The organism is Streptomyces sp. NPDC002784, assembly GCF_053592135.1.
Window position 1 is genome coordinate 1 of record NZ_JBSFVD010000034.1, and the last position, 20,117, is coordinate 20,117.

At 71.2% G+C, this 20,117-nt stretch carries 17 protein-coding genes and 1 pseudogene; 16 read left to right on the forward strand and 2 right to left on the reverse strand.

What is annotated here, in order from left to right; all coding sequences use genetic code 11:
• Positions 1-96 precede the first annotated feature (96 nt).
• Positions 97-465 (reverse strand): annotated as a pseudogene (locus ACWD1Z_RS33160) (DUF1062 domain-containing protein); the annotation flags it as partial.
• Positions 466-790: 325 nt separating this feature from the next.
• Entirely contained in the window at positions 791-1,624 is an 834-nt protein-coding gene (locus ACWD1Z_RS33165) for a helix-turn-helix domain-containing protein (RefSeq protein ID WP_451123913.1), read from the reverse strand.
• A 121-nt stretch (positions 1,625-1,745) separates the two neighbouring features.
• Here ACWD1Z_RS33165 and ACWD1Z_RS33170 point away from each other — a divergent pair, with 121 nt between their 5' ends.
• The 16 genes from ACWD1Z_RS33170 to ACWD1Z_RS33245 all read left to right on the forward strand — a co-directional run bounded on the left by ACWD1Z_RS33170 (position 1,746) and on the right by ACWD1Z_RS33245 (position 19,976).
• On the forward strand, positions 1,746-2,666 hold the full coding sequence (locus tag ACWD1Z_RS33170; RefSeq protein WP_451123915.1) for a phytanoyl-CoA dioxygenase family protein: 921 nt from the start codon (positions 1,746-1,748) through the stop codon (positions 2,664-2,666).
• A 173-nt stretch (positions 2,667-2,839) separates the two neighbouring features.
• Positions 2,840-3,310 carry a MarR family transcriptional regulator gene (locus ACWD1Z_RS33175; RefSeq protein ID WP_451123917.1) on the forward strand — a complete coding sequence of 157 codons (471 nt, stop codon included), beginning with the start codon at positions 2,840-2,842 and terminating at the stop codon, positions 3,308-3,310.
• Between the two features lie 209 nt (positions 3,311-3,519).
• Positions 3,520-4,701, forward strand: a complete 1,182-nt coding sequence (locus ACWD1Z_RS33180; RefSeq protein WP_451123919.1) for an ROK family protein — start codon at positions 3,520-3,522, stop codon at positions 4,699-4,701.
• Between the two features lie 440 nt (positions 4,702-5,141).
• A complete protein-coding gene (locus tag ACWD1Z_RS33185; protein WP_451123921.1) occupies positions 5,142-6,665 on the forward strand; it encodes a sugar ABC transporter ATP-binding protein in 1,524 nt (507 codons plus the stop codon).
• On the forward strand, positions 6,662-7,696 hold the full coding sequence (locus ACWD1Z_RS33190; RefSeq protein WP_451123923.1) for an ABC transporter permease: 1,035 nt from the start codon (positions 6,662-6,664) through the stop codon (positions 7,694-7,696). The genes ACWD1Z_RS33185 and ACWD1Z_RS33190 overlap by 4 nt, the downstream gene beginning before the upstream one ends.
• 188 nt (positions 7,697-7,884) lie before the next feature.
• On the forward strand, positions 7,885-8,931 hold the full coding sequence (locus tag ACWD1Z_RS33195; protein ID WP_451123925.1) for a substrate-binding domain-containing protein: 1,047 nt from the start codon (positions 7,885-7,887) through the stop codon (positions 8,929-8,931).
• Between the two features lie 67 nt (positions 8,932-8,998).
• Positions 8,999-10,204 (forward strand): Gfo/Idh/MocA family protein, encoded by a 1,206-nt coding sequence (locus tag ACWD1Z_RS33200; RefSeq protein ID WP_451123927.1) that lies wholly within the window; start codon positions 8,999-9,001, stop codon positions 10,202-10,204.
• Between the two features lie 39 nt (positions 10,205-10,243).
• A complete protein-coding gene (locus ACWD1Z_RS33205; RefSeq protein WP_451123929.1) occupies positions 10,244-11,251 on the forward strand; it encodes a sugar phosphate isomerase/epimerase family protein in 1,008 nt (335 codons plus the stop codon).
• 424 nt (positions 11,252-11,675) lie between these two features.
• Entirely contained in the window at positions 11,676-12,827 is a 1,152-nt protein-coding gene (locus ACWD1Z_RS33210) for an inositol-3-phosphate synthase (protein WP_451123931.1), read from the forward strand.
• 38 nt (positions 12,828-12,865) lie between these two features.
• Positions 12,866-13,846 carry an SCO3242 family prenyltransferase gene (locus ACWD1Z_RS33215; RefSeq protein WP_451123979.1) on the forward strand — a complete coding sequence of 327 codons (981 nt, stop codon included), beginning with the start codon at positions 12,866-12,868 and terminating at the stop codon, positions 13,844-13,846.
• On the forward strand, positions 13,843-14,721 hold the full coding sequence (locus ACWD1Z_RS33220) for a sugar phosphate isomerase/epimerase family protein (RefSeq protein WP_451123933.1): 879 nt from the start codon (positions 13,843-13,845) through the stop codon (positions 14,719-14,721). The genes ACWD1Z_RS33215 and ACWD1Z_RS33220 overlap by 4 nt, the downstream gene beginning before the upstream one ends.
• Positions 14,718-15,338: an EboA domain-containing protein gene (locus ACWD1Z_RS33225; protein WP_451123935.1), complete on the forward strand. Its 621-nt coding sequence runs from the start codon at positions 14,718-14,720 to the stop codon at positions 15,336-15,338. Before ACWD1Z_RS33220 ends, ACWD1Z_RS33225 begins: the two co-directional genes overlap by 4 nt.
• The gene (locus ACWD1Z_RS33230; RefSeq protein WP_451123937.1) at positions 15,338-16,186 is read left to right on the forward strand and encodes a TatD family hydrolase; all 849 of its coding nucleotides are present in this window, start codon (positions 15,338-15,340) and stop codon (positions 16,184-16,186) included. Before ACWD1Z_RS33225 ends, ACWD1Z_RS33230 begins: the two co-directional genes overlap by 1 nt.
• A gap of 3 nt (positions 16,187-16,189) precedes the next feature.
• Entirely contained in the window at positions 16,190-17,359 is a 1,170-nt protein-coding gene (gene eboE / locus ACWD1Z_RS33235) for a metabolite traffic protein EboE (RefSeq protein WP_451123939.1), read from the forward strand.
• Positions 17,356-18,759, forward strand: a complete 1,404-nt coding sequence (locus tag ACWD1Z_RS33240) for an alkaline phosphatase family protein (RefSeq protein ID WP_451123941.1) — start codon at positions 17,356-17,358, stop codon at positions 18,757-18,759. The genes eboE and ACWD1Z_RS33240 overlap by 4 nt, the downstream gene beginning before the upstream one ends.
• A 53-nt stretch (positions 18,760-18,812) precedes the next feature.
• The gene (locus tag ACWD1Z_RS33245) at positions 18,813-19,976 is read left to right on the forward strand and encodes a sugar phosphate isomerase/epimerase family protein (RefSeq protein WP_451123943.1); all 1,164 of its coding nucleotides are present in this window, start codon (positions 18,813-18,815) and stop codon (positions 19,974-19,976) included.
• Positions 19,977-20,117: the final 141 nt, after the last annotated feature.

Below are 20,117 nucleotides of genomic sequence, written 5' to 3' on the forward strand. Positions count from 1 at the left end.
ACCGACGACACCGTCCTCCCGACCGAACTCACCGCATAACCTAAAAAACGAGATCACCGAGTGGCCGTCAATACACCACTCCAGCGGACGTGACCTCACTCTGCGGTCCAGGTGATCCGATCCGCCGGTGTCGAGGCGCCAGGCATGGTCCCAGTCGAGGGCGATGCGGTTACGGCGCCGCACGTCCGGATCCTGGAGCAGCTCTGCTGTCAGGCCAGGGTCGTTGTCATGGAGCAGGCTCAGCAGCTCATGTCGTACGGAGCGCACGTTCGCTCGCTCCAGGACCGTGAGCTTTGCCGTTTCCCCGCACTTGGTGCAGAGGGCGAGGAGCCAGGCATCGATGAGTTTGTGGTGTGCGTTGACGCGAAACTTGCCGCTTGCCCGGAAGCGGTCGGACGCGCACGTGTGGCAGTGGCGGCGAATGAGCGGCGGGCAGGTGGGCATGACCACCCAGGTGTTGAGCACAGAAGTACACCGGTTTCAGTGAGAAGTCCGCAGCAGAAAGGAGCGCGGCGCAGATGCGCGACGCGCGACAAATCAGCGCTCGGGAGGTCTCACAGGGTGTACAACGGCACGTCCTTGCCTGGGCAACTTGGTTCTGCAGGACGGTAATGGCGCCGGGCGGCGCTTTCCACCGGTTTTCGGCGGCCTCGCACGGGAGCCTCTGACCCGCCACGGTCAGTCCGAGGGGAGAGCGCCACACCGGCTCCGCTTGTGGCCAGCGGCCGGCCCCGTACCTCGTCCCTCTCCGGCAGAACCCGCGGTTGTACCGGGCTCGGCAGGGACCCTGCTAGGCGCGGTGCAGCCGGCGGTACTTGCCGGGCGTCAGTGCGTTCGCAGCCGTGAAGTGGGAGTAGAAACTGCTCTGTGAGCCGAACCCTGCGGAGAGGGCGACCTCCGTCATGGGTATGTCCGTGGCCGCCAGCAGGCGCCGCGCCTCGGCCATCCGGCACTCGGCCAGATAGCCGTGCAGCGTGGTGCCGATGACTTCCTTGAACACGCGCATCGCGTAGTGCGGGTGCAGGGGAACCGCGGCCGCCACGCGTTCGACGGTGAGGGGCTCGCGGAAGTGCACCGTGATGAAGTGCGCCATCCGGGCCGCGTGCTCGACGGCACCGTCCCTCGGCAGGACGGGCGCCCCGTGGTGTTCCCCTGCGGTGGCCAGGGCTAGCCTGCGCAGTCGTGCCTCGATCTCCAGCAGGGCGATGCGGCGCGGCTCCTCGTCCCGGTGGGCGAGATCCTCGGACCACCGGCTGAACAGCGCGTGGTCGGCGTCCCGGGGACCCGGCACGCTCTCCAGCAGCGGCACTCCCCGTAGCAAAGTCCTGACCACCGGGTCGGGCATGCGCCAGCCGAGGAAGATCTCGCACGGCACGGTCAGCCAGCGCATCGTGCTGTTCGGTGTCGCGGAGACGAGCTGATGCGGGACGGCTGCCCAGAAGGCGGCGATCCCGCCACGCCGGAGCACGGTCCTGCGCCCGCGGAACAGGTACACCAGGTCGGTGTCGCCCGCGAAGTTGATCTCTATGTCGTCATGCCGGTGCGCGTGGTTCATGACGGAGACCCGGCCCTGCCAGCAGGCGAGGCCGAAGTCGTCGCTTCGAGGTTCGTGGGACTGCGGCAAGTGACGATCCGGGAAGGAGAGGCGAGCAGGGCGGAGGAACGGGCTTCCCGGAAGTGGTTCCGTGAAGTCGTCCCGATCCTGCCAGCAGGATCGCGCCTGTCCGACCTGAGGAGAACCACTCGTGCACGCTTCCACCGGGAACGCCGTGTCCCCTTTCCACCTGACGTCCGAGGAAGTGGCGTTCTTCGACGAGAACGGCTACCTCGTCCTTCGTGACCGGGTTCGGGGAGACATGCTGCGCCGCCTGCAGCGGGCGGCGGACCACTGGATCGCCGCCGGGGACGGGCCCATGCGGCACAGCGAGGACTATCACTTCGCCGACCGCCCCAGCGGACGCGTCCTGTTCCGCGTCGACTACGTGCACGCCAAGGGCGACGCCGCGTCCCTGGAACTGCTCGGCTCCCCCGAAGTGCTCGGGATCGCGGAGAGCCTGGCCGGGCCCAACTTCGTCCCCACCTACGAGTCGCTGGTGTTCAAGAACGAGGGCGACGGTGCCCCCGTCCCGTGGCACCAGGACGCAGTCCACCCCCGTGACCACCGCATCTTCAACGTCGACGTCTACCTCGACGCCTCACGCGACGGCGAGGGCGCGCTGCGTGTCGTGCCCGGCTCGCAGCGCCGGAAGGCCGACGTGTGCGAACTCGCCGCGCAGCACGGCTGGGACATCCCCGGCGCGGTGACGGTGGAGATGGAGCCCGGGGACGTCCTCGTCCACGACGTGATGCTGGTGCACGGCTCCGAGCCCGTCCAGGGCAACCAGTTGCGGCGCACCCTGTACTACGAGTTCCGTGCGGCGGAACAGATCCTGGAGCAGGGCCCCTGGGACGAGGCCTGGATCGACGCGCGCCTGCGCCTGCTTCCGCTCGCCCTGCGCCAGTACCGAGCCGTTCACCCCGAGGGATCCGGCTTCACCTGGCCCATCGAGGAATCCCTGCGGCCCCGGCCGCTGGGGGACCACGAAACGGAACTGCGGCTGGTGCACGACGTCCACACCCCCGGATCCTTCTGCAGCGCGGGAGATGTCCCCGAAAGGACCCGGTGACGGTCTGCCGCCCGGCGCCCCACGGTGGGATCCGAGAAAACCGAAAGGCCGCCTACGCGGTCCCCGCGATGCGGGGGCCTTACTTGACCTCAATGAAGCTTGAGGTTCTAGCGTCCCCGTATGCCCTGCACCGGAGTGCGGGCTTCGCACCAGCAGCTCCAGGGGGACCTCCCATGACGACGACCCAGCCGCTCTCCGACGCCGAACTCGCCCGACAGCCCGCCGCCTACTGGACGGGCGTCGCGTACGAGGCACTCATCGCGTACACCCGGGCCCGGCAGGCCGAAAAGGGCAACACCCAGCCCCAGTACTGGCTGCTGCGCAACCTGTCGGTGAACGACATCTCACCCGACGGAGAGGGGATGACCCTCTCCGAACTGCAGGCGGCCATGGCCTCCTACATCCGGCCCGAGGACGACCTGTCGGCGGAAGCCGAGGTGCTCGTGGAGCGCGGCTGGCTGCGCCGGGACGCCGAGGACCGGCTGTGGCTCACCGAGGAGGGGGATCAGGCCCGAGTCGACCTCGCGCGCAACGCCCCCGCGATTCGCGCCGCCCTCCACGAGGGGATCGATGACGCGGACTACGTCACCACGGTGAGGGTGCTCCAGCGGCTGATCCGCAATGCGGGCGGGACGGCCGCCTGAAGCGCGCCTCCGACGCACACGGCCGCGACCCCGTCCGCTCGCACTTTGTCCTGTCTGTGGAAAAAGAAGCGTCGCACTCCTGCGTAAGTACTTCCCACTCAGGAAAATCGTTGTTACGTTCCTCCTCGTCAGCCCGACGGCACCGTCGGCGGAGACAGGCGCCTGCGGCTCCGGCCGTGGGTGAGGGGAGAGGAGGGATCGTGCGACGGATGACCGCTCGACCTGAGAACGCACATCAGGCGCGGCTGCTTCGTCTGCTGCGTGACACCGGGTCCAACTCCCGTGCCCAGATGAGCGATCTGGTGGACCTGTCCCGTTCGAAGCTGGCCGTCGAGGTGGACCGGCTGCTGGAGACGGGGCTGGTTGTCGCGGACGGGCTTGCCCCCAGCCGGGGCGGCAGGCGGTCCCACAACATCCGGCTCGCGCCGACGCTGCGCTTCCTCGGTGTCGACATCGGTGCCACATCGATCGACGTCGCCGTGACGAACGCGCAGCTGGAGGTCCTGGGGCAGCTCAATCAACCGATGGATGTCCGCGAGGGGCCGGTCGCGGTCTTCGAGCAGGTGCTGGCGATGGCTGCCAAGTTGCAGGCATCCGGTCTGGCCGAGGGCTTCGACGGCGCCGGCATCGGCGTCCCGGGCCCGGTCCGTTTCCCGGAGGGCGTGCCGGTCGCGCCGCCGATCATGCCGGGCTGGGACGGCTTCCCCGTGCGGGAGGCGCTCAGCCAGGAACTGGGCTGCCCGGTCATGGTCGACAACGACGTGAACCTGATGGCGCTGGGGGAGCAGCACGCGGGCGTCGCACGCTCCGTGGGCGACTTCCTGTGCGTCAAGATCGGGACCGGTATCGGCTGCGGGATCGTCGTCGGTGGCCAGGTCTACCGGGGGACGACCGGCAGCGCCGGCGACATCGGCCATATCCAGGTGGAACCGGCGGGCCGTGCGTGTGCGTGCGGCAACCGGGGCTGTCTGGAGGCGCACTTCAGCGGTGCCGCCTTGGCCGCCGACGCGGAACAGGCCGCGCGCGAGGGCCGGTCGGCGGAACTCGCTGTCCGGCTGGAGGCGGCCGGGCGTCTGACGGCCGAGGATGTATCGGCCGCCGCGGCGGCGGGGGACGCGGTAGCACTGGAGCTGATCCGGGAGGGTGGGAAGCGACTTGGGCAGGTCATCGCCGGGCTGGTCAGTTTCTTCAATCCGGGGCTGGTCGTGATCGGCGGCGGTGTCACCGGGCTCGGGCACACCCTGCTGGCCAGTGTCCGCACCCAGGTGTACCGGCAGTCGTTGCCGCTGGCCACGCGCAACCTGCCCATCGTGCTGGGCGAGTTGGGACCGGCCGCCGGAGCCATCGGCGCGGCCCGCCTCATCACCGACCACGTCTTCTCTCCGGCCTGACCGCACCCCGGTCCGGCCGGCAAGAGCCACTCCGAGCGCTCCAGCAACCTGAGGGCGCCTCCCGAATCACGGCGCCCCAACAACAGGCGCTGGCCAACCTCACCGGCGTCCCGGGACCACCAGCGCGCCTCGGCAACCCCATGGGCGCCAAGCACCCCCCGTAAAGCTGCCGCGACAGCACCCGTACCACCATCCATACAGCCCCCGCACCACCATCCGTACCGCCCCCGCACCACCCCCAGCCCTGCCGTACCCCCCGCACCACACCACGACGGGCCGCACCCCCCACCGCATGACCGCCGGGCCACCAGGCCCCGCTCCGCCCTGCCCTCACGGCCCCGGCACACACCACGCCAAGGGCACCCGGGAGCCGCCCGCCCACCCGAAACGCCTTGTCCAGCCCGCCCGTTCACGGCCCGCACCTGCCGAGGGGATTCCTCATGGCACCACAACCACCCCTGCTCACCATGTCCGGGATCACCAAGTCCTTCCCGGGCGTCCGCGCCCTGGACGGTGTGGATCTCGAAGTCCAGGCCGGCGAAGTCCACTGTCTCCTCGGCCAGAACGGCGCCGGCAAGTCCACCCTGATCAAAGTGCTCGCCGGAGCTCACCAGCCCGACGGCGGGGAGATCACCTGGCAGGGCGAGACGGTGTCCCTCGGGTCGCCGATCGCCGCCATGCGCCTCGGCATCGCCACCATCTACCAGGAACTCGACCTGATCGAGGGGCTGTCCGTCGCGGAGAACGTCTTCCTCGGGCACGAACCGACGTCCGCGGGATTCGTCGTACGCGGGTCCGCCGCCCGTGAGGCGACGGCCGAGTTGCTGCGGCGCCTCGGGCATCCGGAGATCGAACCGGGGCGACTGGTCGGGGAGTTGTCCGCGGCCCAGCAGCAGATCGTCTCCATGGCGCGGGCGCTCTCCCATGAGGTGCGGCTGATCGTGATGGACGAGCCGTCCGCGGCGCTGGACCCCGAGGAGGTCGACAACCTCTTCCGGATCGTGGGCGATCTGACGGCCGACGGTGTCGCCGTCATCTACATCTCCCACCGGCTGGAGGAGATCCGGCGCATCGGCGACCGGGTCACGGTCCTGAAGGAGGGCCGCTCGGTCGCCGGCGGACTGCCCGCCAAGTCGACGCCGACCCATGAGGTCGTCGCTCTGATGACCGGCAGGAATGTCGAGTACGTCTTCCCCGAGCGGCCGGAGGCGGGCTTCGCGGCGGGACGGGAGTCGGTGCTGAAGGTCGAAGGGCTCACCCGGCAAGGGGAGTTCGCGCCCGTCGACTTGGAGCTGCGGCCCGGCGAGATCGTCGGTCTGGCCGGGCTCGTCGGCTCCGGCCGGTCCGAGATCCTGGAGACGATCTACGGGGCTCGCAGGCCCGATGCCGGCCGTGTCCTCGTCGACGGAACCCCTCTGCGCCCCGGCAGTGTCCGCGCCGCCGTCCGCGCCGGTATCGGCCTCGCACCCGAGGAACGCAAGGCGCAGGCCCTGCTGATGCTGGAGTCGGTCAGCAGCAACGTCTCGGTCTCCACGCTGTCCCGGTTCGCCCGCGCGGGCTGGCTCGACCGGCGTGCCGAGCGGGCCGCGACACACCAGGCGGTCCGGGAGCTGTCCCTGCGGCCGGACAACCCCGATGCCGCGATCAGGACCCTGTCCGGCGGCAACCAGCAGAAGGCGGTGCTCGCCCGCTGGCTGTTGCGCGGCTGCAAGGTGCTGCTGCTGGACGAGCCGACCCGGGGTGTGGACATCGGCGCCCGGGCGGAGCTGTACGCCGTGATCCGCAGGCTGGCCGACGAGGGCCTGGCCGTCCTGCTCGTCTCCAGTGAGGTGCCCGAAGTCCTCGGTCTCGCCGACCGGGTGCTGGTGCTGCGGGAAGGCAGCGTCGTGCACACGGCGGACGCCCGGGACCTCGACGAGCACCGTGTACTCGATCTTGTGATGGAAGGGAGCCCGACGCCATGACGCAGCCGGCCACCGCGGAGCAGCAGGACGCACCGTCGTCCGCCGACAAGTCCGCGACGGACAAGGAGAATGCGCGCCGACCGCTCGTACTGCGGTGGGACATGCGCACCCTGTCGTTGCTCGGAGTCCTCGCGGTCCTCGTCCTGGTCGGTGGGATCACCGCACCGGACGAGTTCCTGGCGACGAGCAATCTCCAACTCGTCCTCACCCAGGCGTCCGTGATCGGTGTCGTCACCGTGGGCATGACGTTCGTCATCACCAGCGGCGGGATCGACCTGTCGGTCGGCGCGATCGTGGCGCTGGCCTCGGTGTGGGCGACGACCGTGGCCACCCAGGAGTTCGGCTTCGCGGGCATCCTCTTCACCGCGGTGATCGTCGGCCTGGGCTGCGGTCTCGTCAACGGTGTGCTGATCGCCTACGGCAGGCTGGTGCCGTTCATCGCGACGCTGGCCATGTTCGCCTCCGCCCGCGGTCTGGCGCTGCAGATCACCGACGGCAGCACGCAGATCGTCACCGTCGAGTCGGTGCTCGACCTCGGTGCCCGGGACGCCTACATCCTCGGCATCCCGCCCCTGGCCCTGATCTTCGCCGCGGTCACCCTGATCGGCTGGCTGCTGCTCAACCGCACCACCTTCGGCCGCCGCACCGTAGCGGTCGGCGGCAACGCGGAAGCGGCCCGCCTCGCCGGCATCGACGTACGCCGCCAGCGGCTGTACCTGTACCTGCTGTCCGGACTGTGCTGCGGTATCGCCGCGTTCATGCTGATCGTGCTCGCCGGCTCGGGCCAGAACACCAACGGCAACCTCTACGAGCTGGACGCCATCGCCGCGGCCATCATCGGCGGCACCCTCCTCAGCGGTGGTCGCGGCACGATCGTGGGCTCCGTCCTCGGCGTCCTGATCTTCACCACGATCACCAACATCTTCGCGCTGAACAACATGGAGACCGCTGTCCAGCAGATCGCGAAGGGCGCGATCATCGTCGCCGCCGTCCTGGTCCAGCGCCGCTCACTGCGCGGCGGAGACGCCTGACGCTGTACAGCGCACCAGCCGTACAGAGCATCGGCCGTACAGCGCAACAGCCGTACACCACAACGGCCGTACACCGCATCGCCGGACGGTGGGCCCCTGACACCACCGTCCCGGCCCACCCCCACCCTCAGCTCCACCCCCACTTCCCCTTTCTCACGCACCACGCCCAGTCGAAGGGTCGATCCAGAATGGCAAGAATCCCCGCCACCAGCCGCAGAGCACTCCTGTTCGGCACCGCCGCCGTTTCCGCCGGCGCGCTGCTGACGGCCTGCACCAGCAATGAGCCCACCGACCAGGAACCGGCCGCGGAGAACGCCCCGGCCGCGGACGACAAGCCGGGCAAGGCCGTCACCATCGGCTTCGCCGGGCCCCAGGCCGACCACGGCTGGCTCAACGCCATCAACGACAACGCCAAGAACCGGGCGAAGAAGTACTCCGACGTCACCTTGGAGATCACCGAGGGCTCCAACGACACCGCCCAGCAGATCGGCCAGATCCAGACGCTGATCAACAAGAAGGTCGACGTCCTGGTGATCCTGCCGGCCGACGGCAAGGCCCTCACCCAGGTCGGCCTGGAGGCCATGCGGGCGGGCATCCCCGTCGTCAACCTGGACCGCATCTTCAACTCCCCGCAGGCGTACCGCTGCTGGATCGGCGGCGACAACTACGGCATGGGCCTCAACGCCGGCCACTACATCGGCGAACAGCTCAAGGACAAGAAGAACGCCAAGGTCGTCGAACTCGCCGGGCTCGACAACCTCGAACTGACCCAGCAGCGCACCAAGGGCTTCGACGACGCCCTGAAGAACTACCCCAACATCAAGAAGGTGGCCCGCCAGGCCGCCGAGTTCACCGTCGAGTCGGGGCAGGCCAAGATGGCCCAGCTCCTGCAGGCCCAGTCGAAGTTCGACGCGCTGTGGAACCACGACGACGACCAGGGCGTGGGCGCGCTGCGCGCCATCGAGCAGGCCGGACGCGACGACTTCCTGATGGTCGGCGGCGCGGGCGCCAAGTCCGCGATGGACGCCATCAAGGCCGGCAACAGCGTGCTCAAGGCGACCGTCCTGTACCCGCCGACCATGGCCGCCTCCGCGATCGACCTGGCCCGCGCGCTCGGTCAGGGCAAGGGCGTCGGCGGTCTCGCCGAGTTCGAGATCCCGTCGTCGCTGACCCTCTACTCGGCCGTGGTCACCAAGGACAACGTCGACCAGTACCTGCCGACCGGCTTCATCTAGACCGGACCGGCCGCGCGCCGCACGAACAAGCGATGAGTCAGTGACACTCCGACGAGGAGGAATCCGTATGGAACACAGGGGCAGTGGGACCGCACCGCCGGCACTCGGCGTGGGCATGGTCGGGTACGCGTTCATGGGCGCCGCGCACTCACAGGGGTGGCGCACCGTGGGACACGTCTTCGACCTGCCGCTGCGGCCGGTCCTGGCCGCGATAGCCGGCCGCGACGCACACGCCGTGCGCACGGCGGCCGACAAGCACGGCTGGGCCGCGGCGGAGACCGACTGGCGTGCCCTCCTGGCCCGCGACGACGTACAGCTCGTCGACATCTGCACACCGGGCGACAGCCATGCGGAGATCGCCATCGCGGCGCTGGAGGCGGGCAAGCACGTGCTGTGCGAGAAGCCCCTGGCCAACTCGGTCGCCGAGGCGGAGGCCATGGTCGCCGCCGCCGAAGCGGCCCGCGAACGAGGCCAGTTGGCGATGGTGGGCTTCAACTACCGGCGGGTGCCCGCGCTCACCTACGCCCGCCGGCTCATCGCCGAGGGCAGGCTCGGCACCCTGCGCCACGTCCGGGTGACGTACCTTCAGGACTGGCTGGTCGACCCCGACTTCCCGCTCACCTGGCGGCTGCAGCGCGAGCACGCGGGATCGGGGGCGCTGGGCGACCTCGGCGCGCACATCGTCGACCTGGCCCAGTTCCTGGCGGGTGAGGAACTGGTGGGGGTCTCCGCCCAGATGGAGACCTTCGTCAAGGACCGCCCCCGTCTGGACGGTGCCTCCCAGGGCCTGACCGCGTCCGGCGGCACCTCGCGCGGGCCGGTCACGGTCGACGACGCGGCCGTCTTCACCGGCCGGCTCGCCTCGGGAGCGCTCGCCACGTTCGAGGCGTCCCGGATGGCGACAGGACGCAAGAACGCCCTGCGGCTGGAGATCAACGGCGAGTCCGGTTCGCTCGCCTTCGATCTGGAGCGGCTCAACGAACTGTCCTTCCACGACCACGACGAGCCCGCCGCCACGGCCGGCTTCCGCAGGATCCTCGTCACCGAGCCCGAACACCCCTACCTGGAGGGGTGGTGGCCGCCGGGCCACGGCCTCGGCTACGAGCACACCTTCGTCCACCAGGCCCGCGACCTGGTGGAGGCCATCGCGTCCGGCACCGACCCGATGCCGTCGTTCGCCGACGGTCTCCAGGTGCAGCGGGTCCTCGCGGCGGTGGAGGAGAGCGCGCAGAAGAACTCCGTCTACACCCCCGTCCAGGCCGAAGTCCTCTAGCCGAAGACCACTAGCGGAAAAGCACTGTTGGGAGCCGCCATGCCACGCCCGTTCACCCTGTTCACCGGTCAGTGGGCCGATCTTCCGCTGGAGGAGGTCTGCCGTCTGGCCCGCGACTTCGGTTACGACGGACTCGAACTCGCCTGCTGGGGCGACCACTTCGAGGTCGACAAGGCCCTGGCCGACCCTTCGTATCTCGATTCGCGGCGTCAGCTGCTGGAGAAGTACGGCCTGAAGTGCTGGGCGATCTCCAACCACCTGGCCGGGCAGGCGGTCTGCGACGCCATCATCGACGAACGCCACCAGGCGATCCTGCCCGGCGCGGTGTGGGGCGACGGCGATCCGGAAGGGGTGCGGCAGCGGGCGGCGGAGCGGATGAAGGACACCGCCAGGGCCGCGGCCGCCTTCGGGGTGGACACCGTCATCGGCTTCACCGGTTCGGCGATCTGGCATCTGGTGGCGATGTTCCCGCCCGCCCCCGAGTCGATGATCGAGCGCGGTTATGAGGACTTCGCGCAGCGCTGGAACCCGATCCTGGACGTCTTCGACGCCGAGGGCGTCCGCTTCGCCCACGAGGTCCACCCCAGTGAGATCGCCTACGACTACTGGACCACCCAGCGCGCGTTGAAGGCGGTCGGGCACCGCCCGGCCTTCGGCCTGAACTTCGATCCCTCGCACTTTGTGTGGCAGGACCTGGACCCGGTCGGTTTCCTCTACGACTTCCGGGACCGGATCTACCACGTGGACTGCAAGGAGGCCCGCAAGCGTCTCGACGGCCGCAACGGCCGCCTGGGCTCCCACCTGCCCTGGGGCGACCCGCGCCGCGGCTGGGACTTCGTCTCCGCCGGCCACGGCGACGTCCCGTGGGAGGACGTCTTCCGGATGCTGCGCTCCATCGACTACCAGGGCCCGATCTCCGTGGAGTGGGAGGACGCGGGCATGGACCGCCTCCAGGGCGCCCCGGAGGCACTGGCCCGCCTGAAGGCGTACGACTTCGAACCCCCGTCGGCCTCCTTCGACGCCGCCTTCGGCAGCGGCGACAGCTGAACGCTCCACACCGGGCCGCGTAGTCGGCCTGGTTCGGGCTGCCCGGAGACGCCTTTGTCCTGAGCTGGGAAAAAGTTGGCCCTTTTCGTTGCACGAGGACTATCCGCCGAGGACGAACCGGGCTACGGTCCCTTCCGTGTACAGGCGCCACACAGTGGTTTGAGACTGATCGTGCATCCCGGTCGCAACGGGCCCACCGCTCGTTCGACCGGCCTACGGAGGACAAGGCAGGGCCAAGAGCCCTCAGGCATCCCGCACTTCTCACCGACGCCCGCACCCACGCCGACACCGCGCCGACCACACAGCAGCCCTCCCGGGCCGCGGCCCGAGCCGCCCCAATGCCGGCGGTGGGCGGGAGGCCCCCCGCGCCCCGCCCACCGTCCTCCAACCACATCGGACCCTCGACATGGCAGGAAGGCAGCCCGTGAACAACGACGGGAACGCAGCACAGCCCCAGACCGGCGGGCCGACCGTACGCACCGGGGTCTGGTTCGTCGGCGCCCGCGGATCGGTGGCCACCACGGCCGTCGCCGGATGCGCGGCGGTCACCGCCGGACTGCATCCGCCGACCGGGATGGTCACGGAGACCCCGCCGTTCGACGGCACCGGCCTGCCGCCCCTGTCCTCCCTCGTGTTCGGCGGCCACGACACCGCCGACTGCCCGCTGCCCAAGCGGGCCGAGCACCTCACCGGCGCGGGCGTCCTGCCGCACGGTCTCGCCTCCGCCGTACACGCCGAACTCCAGGCGGCCGACCGGGAGATACGGACCGGCGGACCGCTCCCGGGCGACCTGCGCGGCGACGAGGAACTCATCACGGACTTCGCCGCCGACCTCACCGCGTTCCGCCGCCGCAACGCCCTGGCACGGGTGGTCGTCGTCAACGTCTCCTCCACCGAACCGCTGCCCGCACCCGACGCCGTACGGCTGCCGCCCAGTTCCCTCTACGCGGCCGCCGCCGTGCGCGCCGGCTGCCCCTACGTCAACTTCACCCCGTCCACGGGCCTGCGCACCCCGGCTCTCACGGAGGCCGCCGCGGCGGGCGGGCTGCCGCACGCGGGCCGGGACGGCAAGACCGGCCAGACGCTGCTGCGGGCCGTGCTCGCCCCCATGTTCGTCCAGCGCGCCCTGGAGGTGCGGGCCTGGTCCGGCACCAACCTGCTGGGCGGCGGCGACGGGGCGGCGCTGGCCGACCCGGCGGCGGCCGCGGCCAAGAACGCCGGCAAGGAGCGCGTGCTGGCCGACACGCTCGGGCACACGCCGCAGGGCGAGGTGCACATCGACGACGTGCCGGCGCTCGGCGACTGGAAGACCGCCTGGGACCACATCGCCTTCGACGGCTTCCTCGGCTCGCGGATGATCCTCCAGACCATCTGGCAGGGCTGCGACTCGGCCCTGGCCGCACCGCTCGTCCTGGACCTGGCCCGCCTGGTCGCCCGCGCCCACGAGGCGGGCCTGTCCGGACCGCTGCCGGAACTCGGCTTCTACTTCAAGGACCCCGATGCCGGTCCGTCGGGCCTGTCGGAGCAGTTCACCGCGCTGCTGTCGTTCGCCGACCGCCTGCGGGAGGCCCAGTGATCCGCTCCCTGCTGTCCCGCCTGGCGCCGCCCGCGCTGATGCCCGCCCCGGGGGCTGCCCGATCCGGCAACGGCCAGGGCGACGCGGGCGCCGCACCGGGGCGCGGGCGGCGGGCGCGGCTGCGGGACTGGGCCGAACTGCTGCGTGTCTCCGCGCTGTTCACCGTGCCCGGTGACGCCCTCGCCGGTGCCGCGGCCGCCGGCCTGCGGCCCAACCGCGGTACGGCGTACGCGGTGGGCGCCTCGCTCTGCCTCTACGAGGCGGGCATGGCGCTCAACGACTGGGCCGACCGCGACGAGGACGCCGTGGACCGCCCGCACCGCCCCCTGCCCTCCGGCCGTATCTCCCCGACGGCGGCGCTGGGCGCGGCCGGGCTGCTGACCGCGGCCGGCCTGACACTCGCCGCCCGCGCCGGACGCCCCGCACTCGCGGTGGCATCGGCACTGACCGCCACGGTCTGGGCGTACGACCTGCGGCTGAAGCACACCCCCGCGGCCCCGGCGGCGATGGCGGCGGCCCGCGCCCTGGACCTCCTGCTCGGCGCCACGGCGACCCGCCCGGCCCGAGACACGGCACCGCCCGCCCCCGCCTCTTCCGGACGGGACGCCCACACGCCGCAAGGCGCGGCTCCCGCCGCCGCGGTGCTGGCCGCCCACACCTACGCCGTCACCGCCGTGTCCCGGCACGAGGCGCACGGCGGTTCGACGCTCACCCCCCTCGCCGCGCTCGGCGCGACGAGCACCCTCGGCCTGCTGCTGGCCCGGACGCCCGCGCAGGCGGGGATCGTCCCGGCGTGGTCGGCCGCCGCGTACCTCCGTACCGCCGCCGTGCCCTGTCTGCACGCCGCCCTCAACCCGTCCCCGCACCTCACGCAGCGCGCCGTCGGCGGGGGGATCCGCGCCATGATCCCGCTGCAGGCCGCGCTCGCCGCCCGGTCCGGGTCGGCCGGTACCGCCCTCACGCTGCTGGGCCTCGTACCGCTGGCCCGCACGCTCGCACGGAAGGTGAGCCCCACGTGAGCCACCGGCAGGAACTGCGCCTCGGTTACGGCACCAACGGCCTCACCGACCTCCGCCTCGACGACGCCCTCGGCCTGCTCGCCGACCTGGGCTACGACGGTGTCGGGCTCACCCTCGACCACATGCATCTCGACCCGCTCGCCCCCGGCCTCGCCACCCGGACCGCCCAAGTCGCCCGCAGGCTCGGCGAACTCGGCCTGACCGCGGCCGTGGAGACCGGCGCCCGCTATGTGCTCGACCCGCGCCGCAAGCACGGTCCGTCGCTGCTCGACCCGGATCCCGAGGGGCGGGCCGCCCGCACCCGGCTGCTGATCACGGCGGTCGGCGTCGCGGCCGACCTCGGAGCGCACGCCGTGCACTGCTTCAGCGGCATCACACCGCCCGGCACCGACGACGGCACCGCCTGGCGGCGACTGCAGGAGTCGCTCGGACCCGTGCTCGACGCCGCGGCCGTCGCCGGTGTGCCGATCGCGATCGAACCCGAACCGGGACACCTCCTGGCCACCCTCGCCGACTTCCACCACCTGCGCACCCTGCTCGGCAGCCCCGCCGCGCTCGGGCTGACGCTCGACATCGGCCACTGCCAGTGCCTGGAGGACGACCCGCCCGCCGAGTGCGTGCGTGCCGCCGCGCCCTGGCTGCGGCACGTGCAGATCGAGGACATGCGCCGCGGAGTGCACGAGCATCTGCCGTTCGGCGACGGGGAGATCGACTTCCCGCCCGTGCTGGACGCGCTCGCCGCCACCGGCTACCAGGGCCTGACCGTGGTCGAGTTGCCGCGTCACTCCCACGCCGGGCCGGAACTGGCCCGTTCCTCGATCGAGTTCCTGCGCACCATGGCAGCCACCGCCACGAAGGGAGCGCCGGCCTCATGACGCCTCGCACCCCCGACGACGTCGCCGCGGCGCTGCCCGACGACACCGCGCGCGCCTGGTTCGACGCGGCGCTGGCCGACGCGGCACGCGCGGCCACGCCACCCCCCATCTCGTCCGGCGTCCCCGCGTGGGAGCTGCGGTTCGCCGCCGCCGGGCGGCACTGCGGCCACGACAACGCCGACGCCGTCCGGACCGTGCTGCTGGCCGAGGCCCGGGCGGGAGTGGAGACCCTGACCCGGCTCTACCAGCACGGCAGTGCCGCCGAACGCCGCGCCGTACTCCAGGCGCTCCCGGCCCTGGTCGACGGACCGCACGCCCGCCACCTCGTCGAGGACGCCCTGCGCACCAACGACACCAGCCTGGTCCGCGCCGCGGTCGGCCCCTACGCCGCCGCCCACCTCGACCCGCACGCCTGGCGGCACGCCGTCCTGAAGTGCCTGTTCACCGGTGTCCCCGTCGACGCGGTCGCGAGCCTGCCGCAACGGGCGGCCGGGGACGGCGAACTGGCCCGCATGCTCACCGACTACGCCGCCGAACGGAGCGCCGCCGGCCGTGACGTCCCCGACGATCTCGGCCGCGTGCTGACCCTGACGGGCGAAGAGCCCAAGGAGCGTTGATGCGTATCTTCGACCCGCACATCCACATGACGTCACGCACCACCGACGACTACGAGGCGATGTACGCCGCCGGGGTACGAGCCGTCGTCGAACCGTCCTTCTGGCTGGGCCAGCCCCGCACCTCCCCGGCCGCGTTCGTCGACTACTTCGACTCCCTCCTCGGCTGGGAACCCTTCCGCGCCGCCCAGTACGGCATCGCCCACCACTGCACCCTCGCCCTCAACCCCAAAGAGGCCAACGACCCCCGCTGCACGCCGGTTCTGGACGAGTTGCCCCGCTACCTCGTCAAGGACGGTGTCGTCGCCGTCGGTGAGATCGGCTACGACTCCATGACACCGGCCGAGGACACCGCGCTGGCCGCCCAGCTGCAACTCGCCGCCGACCACGGCCTGCCCGCCCTCGTCCACACGCCCCACCGCGACAAGCTCACCGGCCTGCACCGCACCGTCGACGTGGTGCGCGAGTCGAGCCTGCCCATGGAGCGGGTGCTGCTGGACCACCTCAACGAGACGACCGTCAAGGACGCCAAGGACAGCGGCTGCTGGCTCGGCTTCTCCGTCTACCCGGACACCAAGATGGACGAGGACCGCATGGTCGAGATCCTGCGCGCGTACGGACCGGAGAAGGTGCTCGTCAACTCGGCCGCCGACTGGGGGAAGAGCGACCCGCTCAAGACCCGCAAGGTCGCCGACGCCATGCTCGCGGCGGGCTTCGGCGAGGACGACGTCGACCAGGTGCTGTGGCGCAACCCGGTCGCCTTCTACGGGCTCAGCGGCCGTCTGCGCCTCGACGTCCCGCAGGCGGAGGGCCTGCACGAGGGCAACTCCATCCTGCGCGGCGGTGAGTGAGCGATGCGTTTCCGCCACCCCGACGGCTCCACCGTCCACCTCGCCTACTGCACCAACGTCCACCCCGCCGAAACTCTCGACGGTGTCCTCGCCCAACTCCGCGACCACTGCGAGCCGGTCCGCAAATCCCTGGGCCGTGACCGCCTCGGCATCGGCCTGTGGCTCGCCAAGGACGCGGTACGCGCGCTGAACAGCGATCCGGTGGCACTGCGGGAACTGCGCACCGAGCTGGACCGGCGCGGCCTCGAAGTCGTCACCCTGAACGGCTTCCCCTACGAGGGGTTCGGCGCCGAAGAGGTCAAGTACCGCGTCTACCGGCCCGACTGGACCGACCCCGAACGCCTCGCGCACACCACCGACCTGGCCCGGCTGCTGACGGTGCTGCTGCCGGACGACGTCACCGAGGGGAGCATCTCCACCCTTCCGCTCGCCTGGCGGACCGGGTTCGACGAGCGCGCCGCCGCCACCGCCGGTGCGGCGCTGACCACCCTGGCGGGGCGGCTGGACGCGCTGGAGGAGCTGACCGGCAAGTCGATCCGCATCGCGCTCGAACCGGAGCCCGGCTGCACGGTGGAGACCACCGCGGACGCGATCGGACCGCTCGCCGCGCTGCCCGCCGGCCGTATCGGCGTGTGCGTGGACACGTGCCACCTCGCCACGTCCTTCGAGGATCCGGCCACGGCACTGGCCGCGCTGGACGCGGCCGGTGTCGGCATCCCCAAGGCGCAGCTGTCGGCCGCCCTGCACGCCGAGGAACCGCATCGGCCGGAGGTCCGCGACGCCCTCGCCGCCTTCGCCGAACCGCGGTTCCTGCACCAGACCCGCACGCTCACCGCCGCGGGCCTGCGCGGCACCGACGACCTCGCCGAGGCGCTGGCCGGCGACGCCCTGCCCGACGGGACACCCTGGCGCGCCCACTTCCACGTCCCCCTGCACGCCCCGCCCGCCGCACCGCTCACCTCCACCCTGCACGTGCTCCAGCAGGCCCTGACGGTGTTGGTGGGAGGCGCGGAGCCGCGGACCCGCCATCTGGAGGTCGAGACCTACACCTGGCAGGCGCTCCCGCCTGAGCTGCGCCCCCGCACCAGGAGCCAGCTCGTCGACGGCATCGCCGCCGAACTCGCCCTCGCCCGTGACCTGTTGACGGACCTCGGCCTCAAGGAGCTGCCATGAGCACCCAAGAAGCTGCCACGAGCCCTCGCCCCACTCCGCTCCTGGTCCTGGACGTGGTCGGCCTCACCCCCCGGCTCCTCGACCACATGCCCCGCCTGAAGGCACTGGCGGCCTCCGGCTCGCGGGCGAACCTGTCCACCGTCCTCCCGGCCGTCACCTGCGCCGCCCAGTCGACCTTCCTCACCGGCGCCCACCCTTCCGAGCACGGGATCGTCGGCAACGGCTGGTACTTCCGCGAACTCGGTGACGTCCTGCTGTGGCGCCAGCACAACGGCCTGGTCGCCGGCGACAAACTCTGGGACGCCGCCCGCCGCGCCCACCCCGGCTACACCGTCGCCAACATCTGCTGGTGGTACGCCATGGGCGCCGACACCGACTTCACCGTCACCCCCCGCCCGGTCTACTACGCCGACGGCCGCAAGGAACCCGACTGCTACACCCGCCCCCCGGCCCTGCACGACGAACTCACCGCAAAGTTCGGCACGTTCCCGCTCTTCCACTTCTGGGGGCCCGGCGCGGACATCGTCTCCAGCCAGTGGATCGCCGACGCGACCCGCCACATCATGCGCACCCGGCACCCGGATCTGACCCTGTGCTACCTCCCTCACCTCGACTACGACCTCCAGCGCTACGGCCCCGACGACCCCCGCTCCCACCGAGCCGCCGCCGAACTCGACGCCGTCATCGCCCCGCTGCTCGACGACGCCCGCGCGCAGGGCCGTACCGTCGTCGCGCTGTCCGAGTACGGCATCACGCGCGTCAGCCGCCCCGTCGACATCAACCGCGCCCTGCGCCGGGCGGGACTCCTCGAAGTCCACACCCAGGACGGCATGGAGTACCTCGACCCGATGACCTCCCGCGCCTTCGCCGTCGCCGACCACCAGATCGCCCACGTCTACGTCCGCCGCCCGGAAGACCTCGACGCCACCCGCGCGGCGCTGGAGAACCTGCCGGGCATCGACGAGATCCTCGACGACGACGGCAAGAAGGCCCACGGGCTCGATCACCCGCGCTCCGGCGAACTGGTGGCCGTCGCGGAGCCGGACGCCTGGTTCACGTACTACTACTGGCTCGACGACGCCCGCGCCCCCGACTTCGCCCAGCTGGTCGAGATCCACCGCAAGCCCGGCTACGACCCCGTCGAGCTGTTCATGGATCCCGAAGACCCCTATGTGCGGCTGAAGGCGGCCAGGGCGGTGGCCCGCAAGAAGCTCGGCATGCGCTACCGGCTCGCCGTCGTCCCGCTTGATCCCTCACCCATTCGCGGCAGCCACGGCCGCCTCCCTCCGAGCGACGACGAAGGTCCGCTCGTCCTGGTTTCCACCCCCCGCGCAGTGTCCGGCCGCGTAGCGGCCACCGATGTGAAGTCCCTGCTGCTGCGGCTCGCCGGCCTCACCTGAGGCGGCTGCCGTCCGGCACCCGCAGCATCGTGACAACGAAAGCGAGAAACACCGTGACCGCGTTCAACGACGAAGCCGTCAGCGGCGACGCCCTGCGCCGCACGCTCGGCGTCAGCCGCCGCCGTTTCCTCAGCACCTGCACCGCCGTCACGACCGCGGCGATCGCCGCCCCCGTGTTCGGCGCCGGTCCCGCGCTGGCGCAGGACGACGTGGAAGCCGCCGGCGCGGACCGGGGCCGCTCCGCCCTGGTCCCGCCGCACAAGCGCGGCATCATCCTCTACACCGTCCGCGACGCCGTCGGCCGCGACCCGCTCGCCTCGGACCTGCCCTCCGGCTTCCGTGAGGTGTTCCGGCAGCTGTCGCGCTTCGGCTACCGCCAGGTGGAGTTCGCCGGCTACGGCCAGCACGCCAACGCTCCCGGCGGCGCCAACCTGGGCACCGTCCAGGGCGCGAAGCTGCTGCGCTCCTGGCTCGACGAGTACGGCCTGCGGGCGCAGGGCAGCCACGGCTTCATCCCGCCGTCCTGGCCGCTGACCCAGGCCGACCTGGACACCTTCAAGCTCAACCTGGAGATCGCCAACATCCTCGGCATGGACCACATGGGCACCGGGGGAGACCCCACCGGCAGCCCCTACCGGGCCGACTGGGACGTGGCCGCGGAGAAGTGGAACACCATGGGCGCCATCGCCCGCCGCGAGGGCGTCAAGCTCTACACCCACAACCACGACAGCGCCTACGACTTCCTGCTCGACGGCGGTCCGCTCGACGCCCAGGGCCGCCCGACCCGCAGCTCCGGCATCAGGAAGCTGGAGTACTTCCTGGAGGTGACGGACCGCAAGAGCGTCTATCTGGAGCTGGACGTCTTCTGGGCGCACGTGGCCCGGTACAAGTTCCACACCTACACCGCCCACGACGGCTCGCAGCGGGGGCGGGTCTTCGACCCGGCCGCCCTCGTGGACCGCAACACCCAGCGCTTCCCGCTCTTCCACGCCAAGGACGGCGTGGTCAACCCGCAGAGCGGACTGGGCTACGACATGGTGCCGTTCGGCACGGGCGACATCGACTACCGGAGGTTCTTCACCCGGGTGGGCGCGAAGAACTACCACAACCCCATGGTCGAGCAGGACAACGCGCCGAGCGCGAGCGTCCCCGGCCAGTCGCTGGAGTACGCCCGGATCGGCTACGACAACCTCGCGGCTCTGCGCGCCCGTCACTGACGCGGCGTCACCCACAGGACCCGCCCGGCGTCTTGACGTGGGGCGGGTCCCCCGAGCCTGCCCGAAACCGCCCTGAAAACCCCGATAGGCGAGGACAGGAACTTTCCCTCGGAAAGTTGAAACTTTGTCCTTGACGAGTCG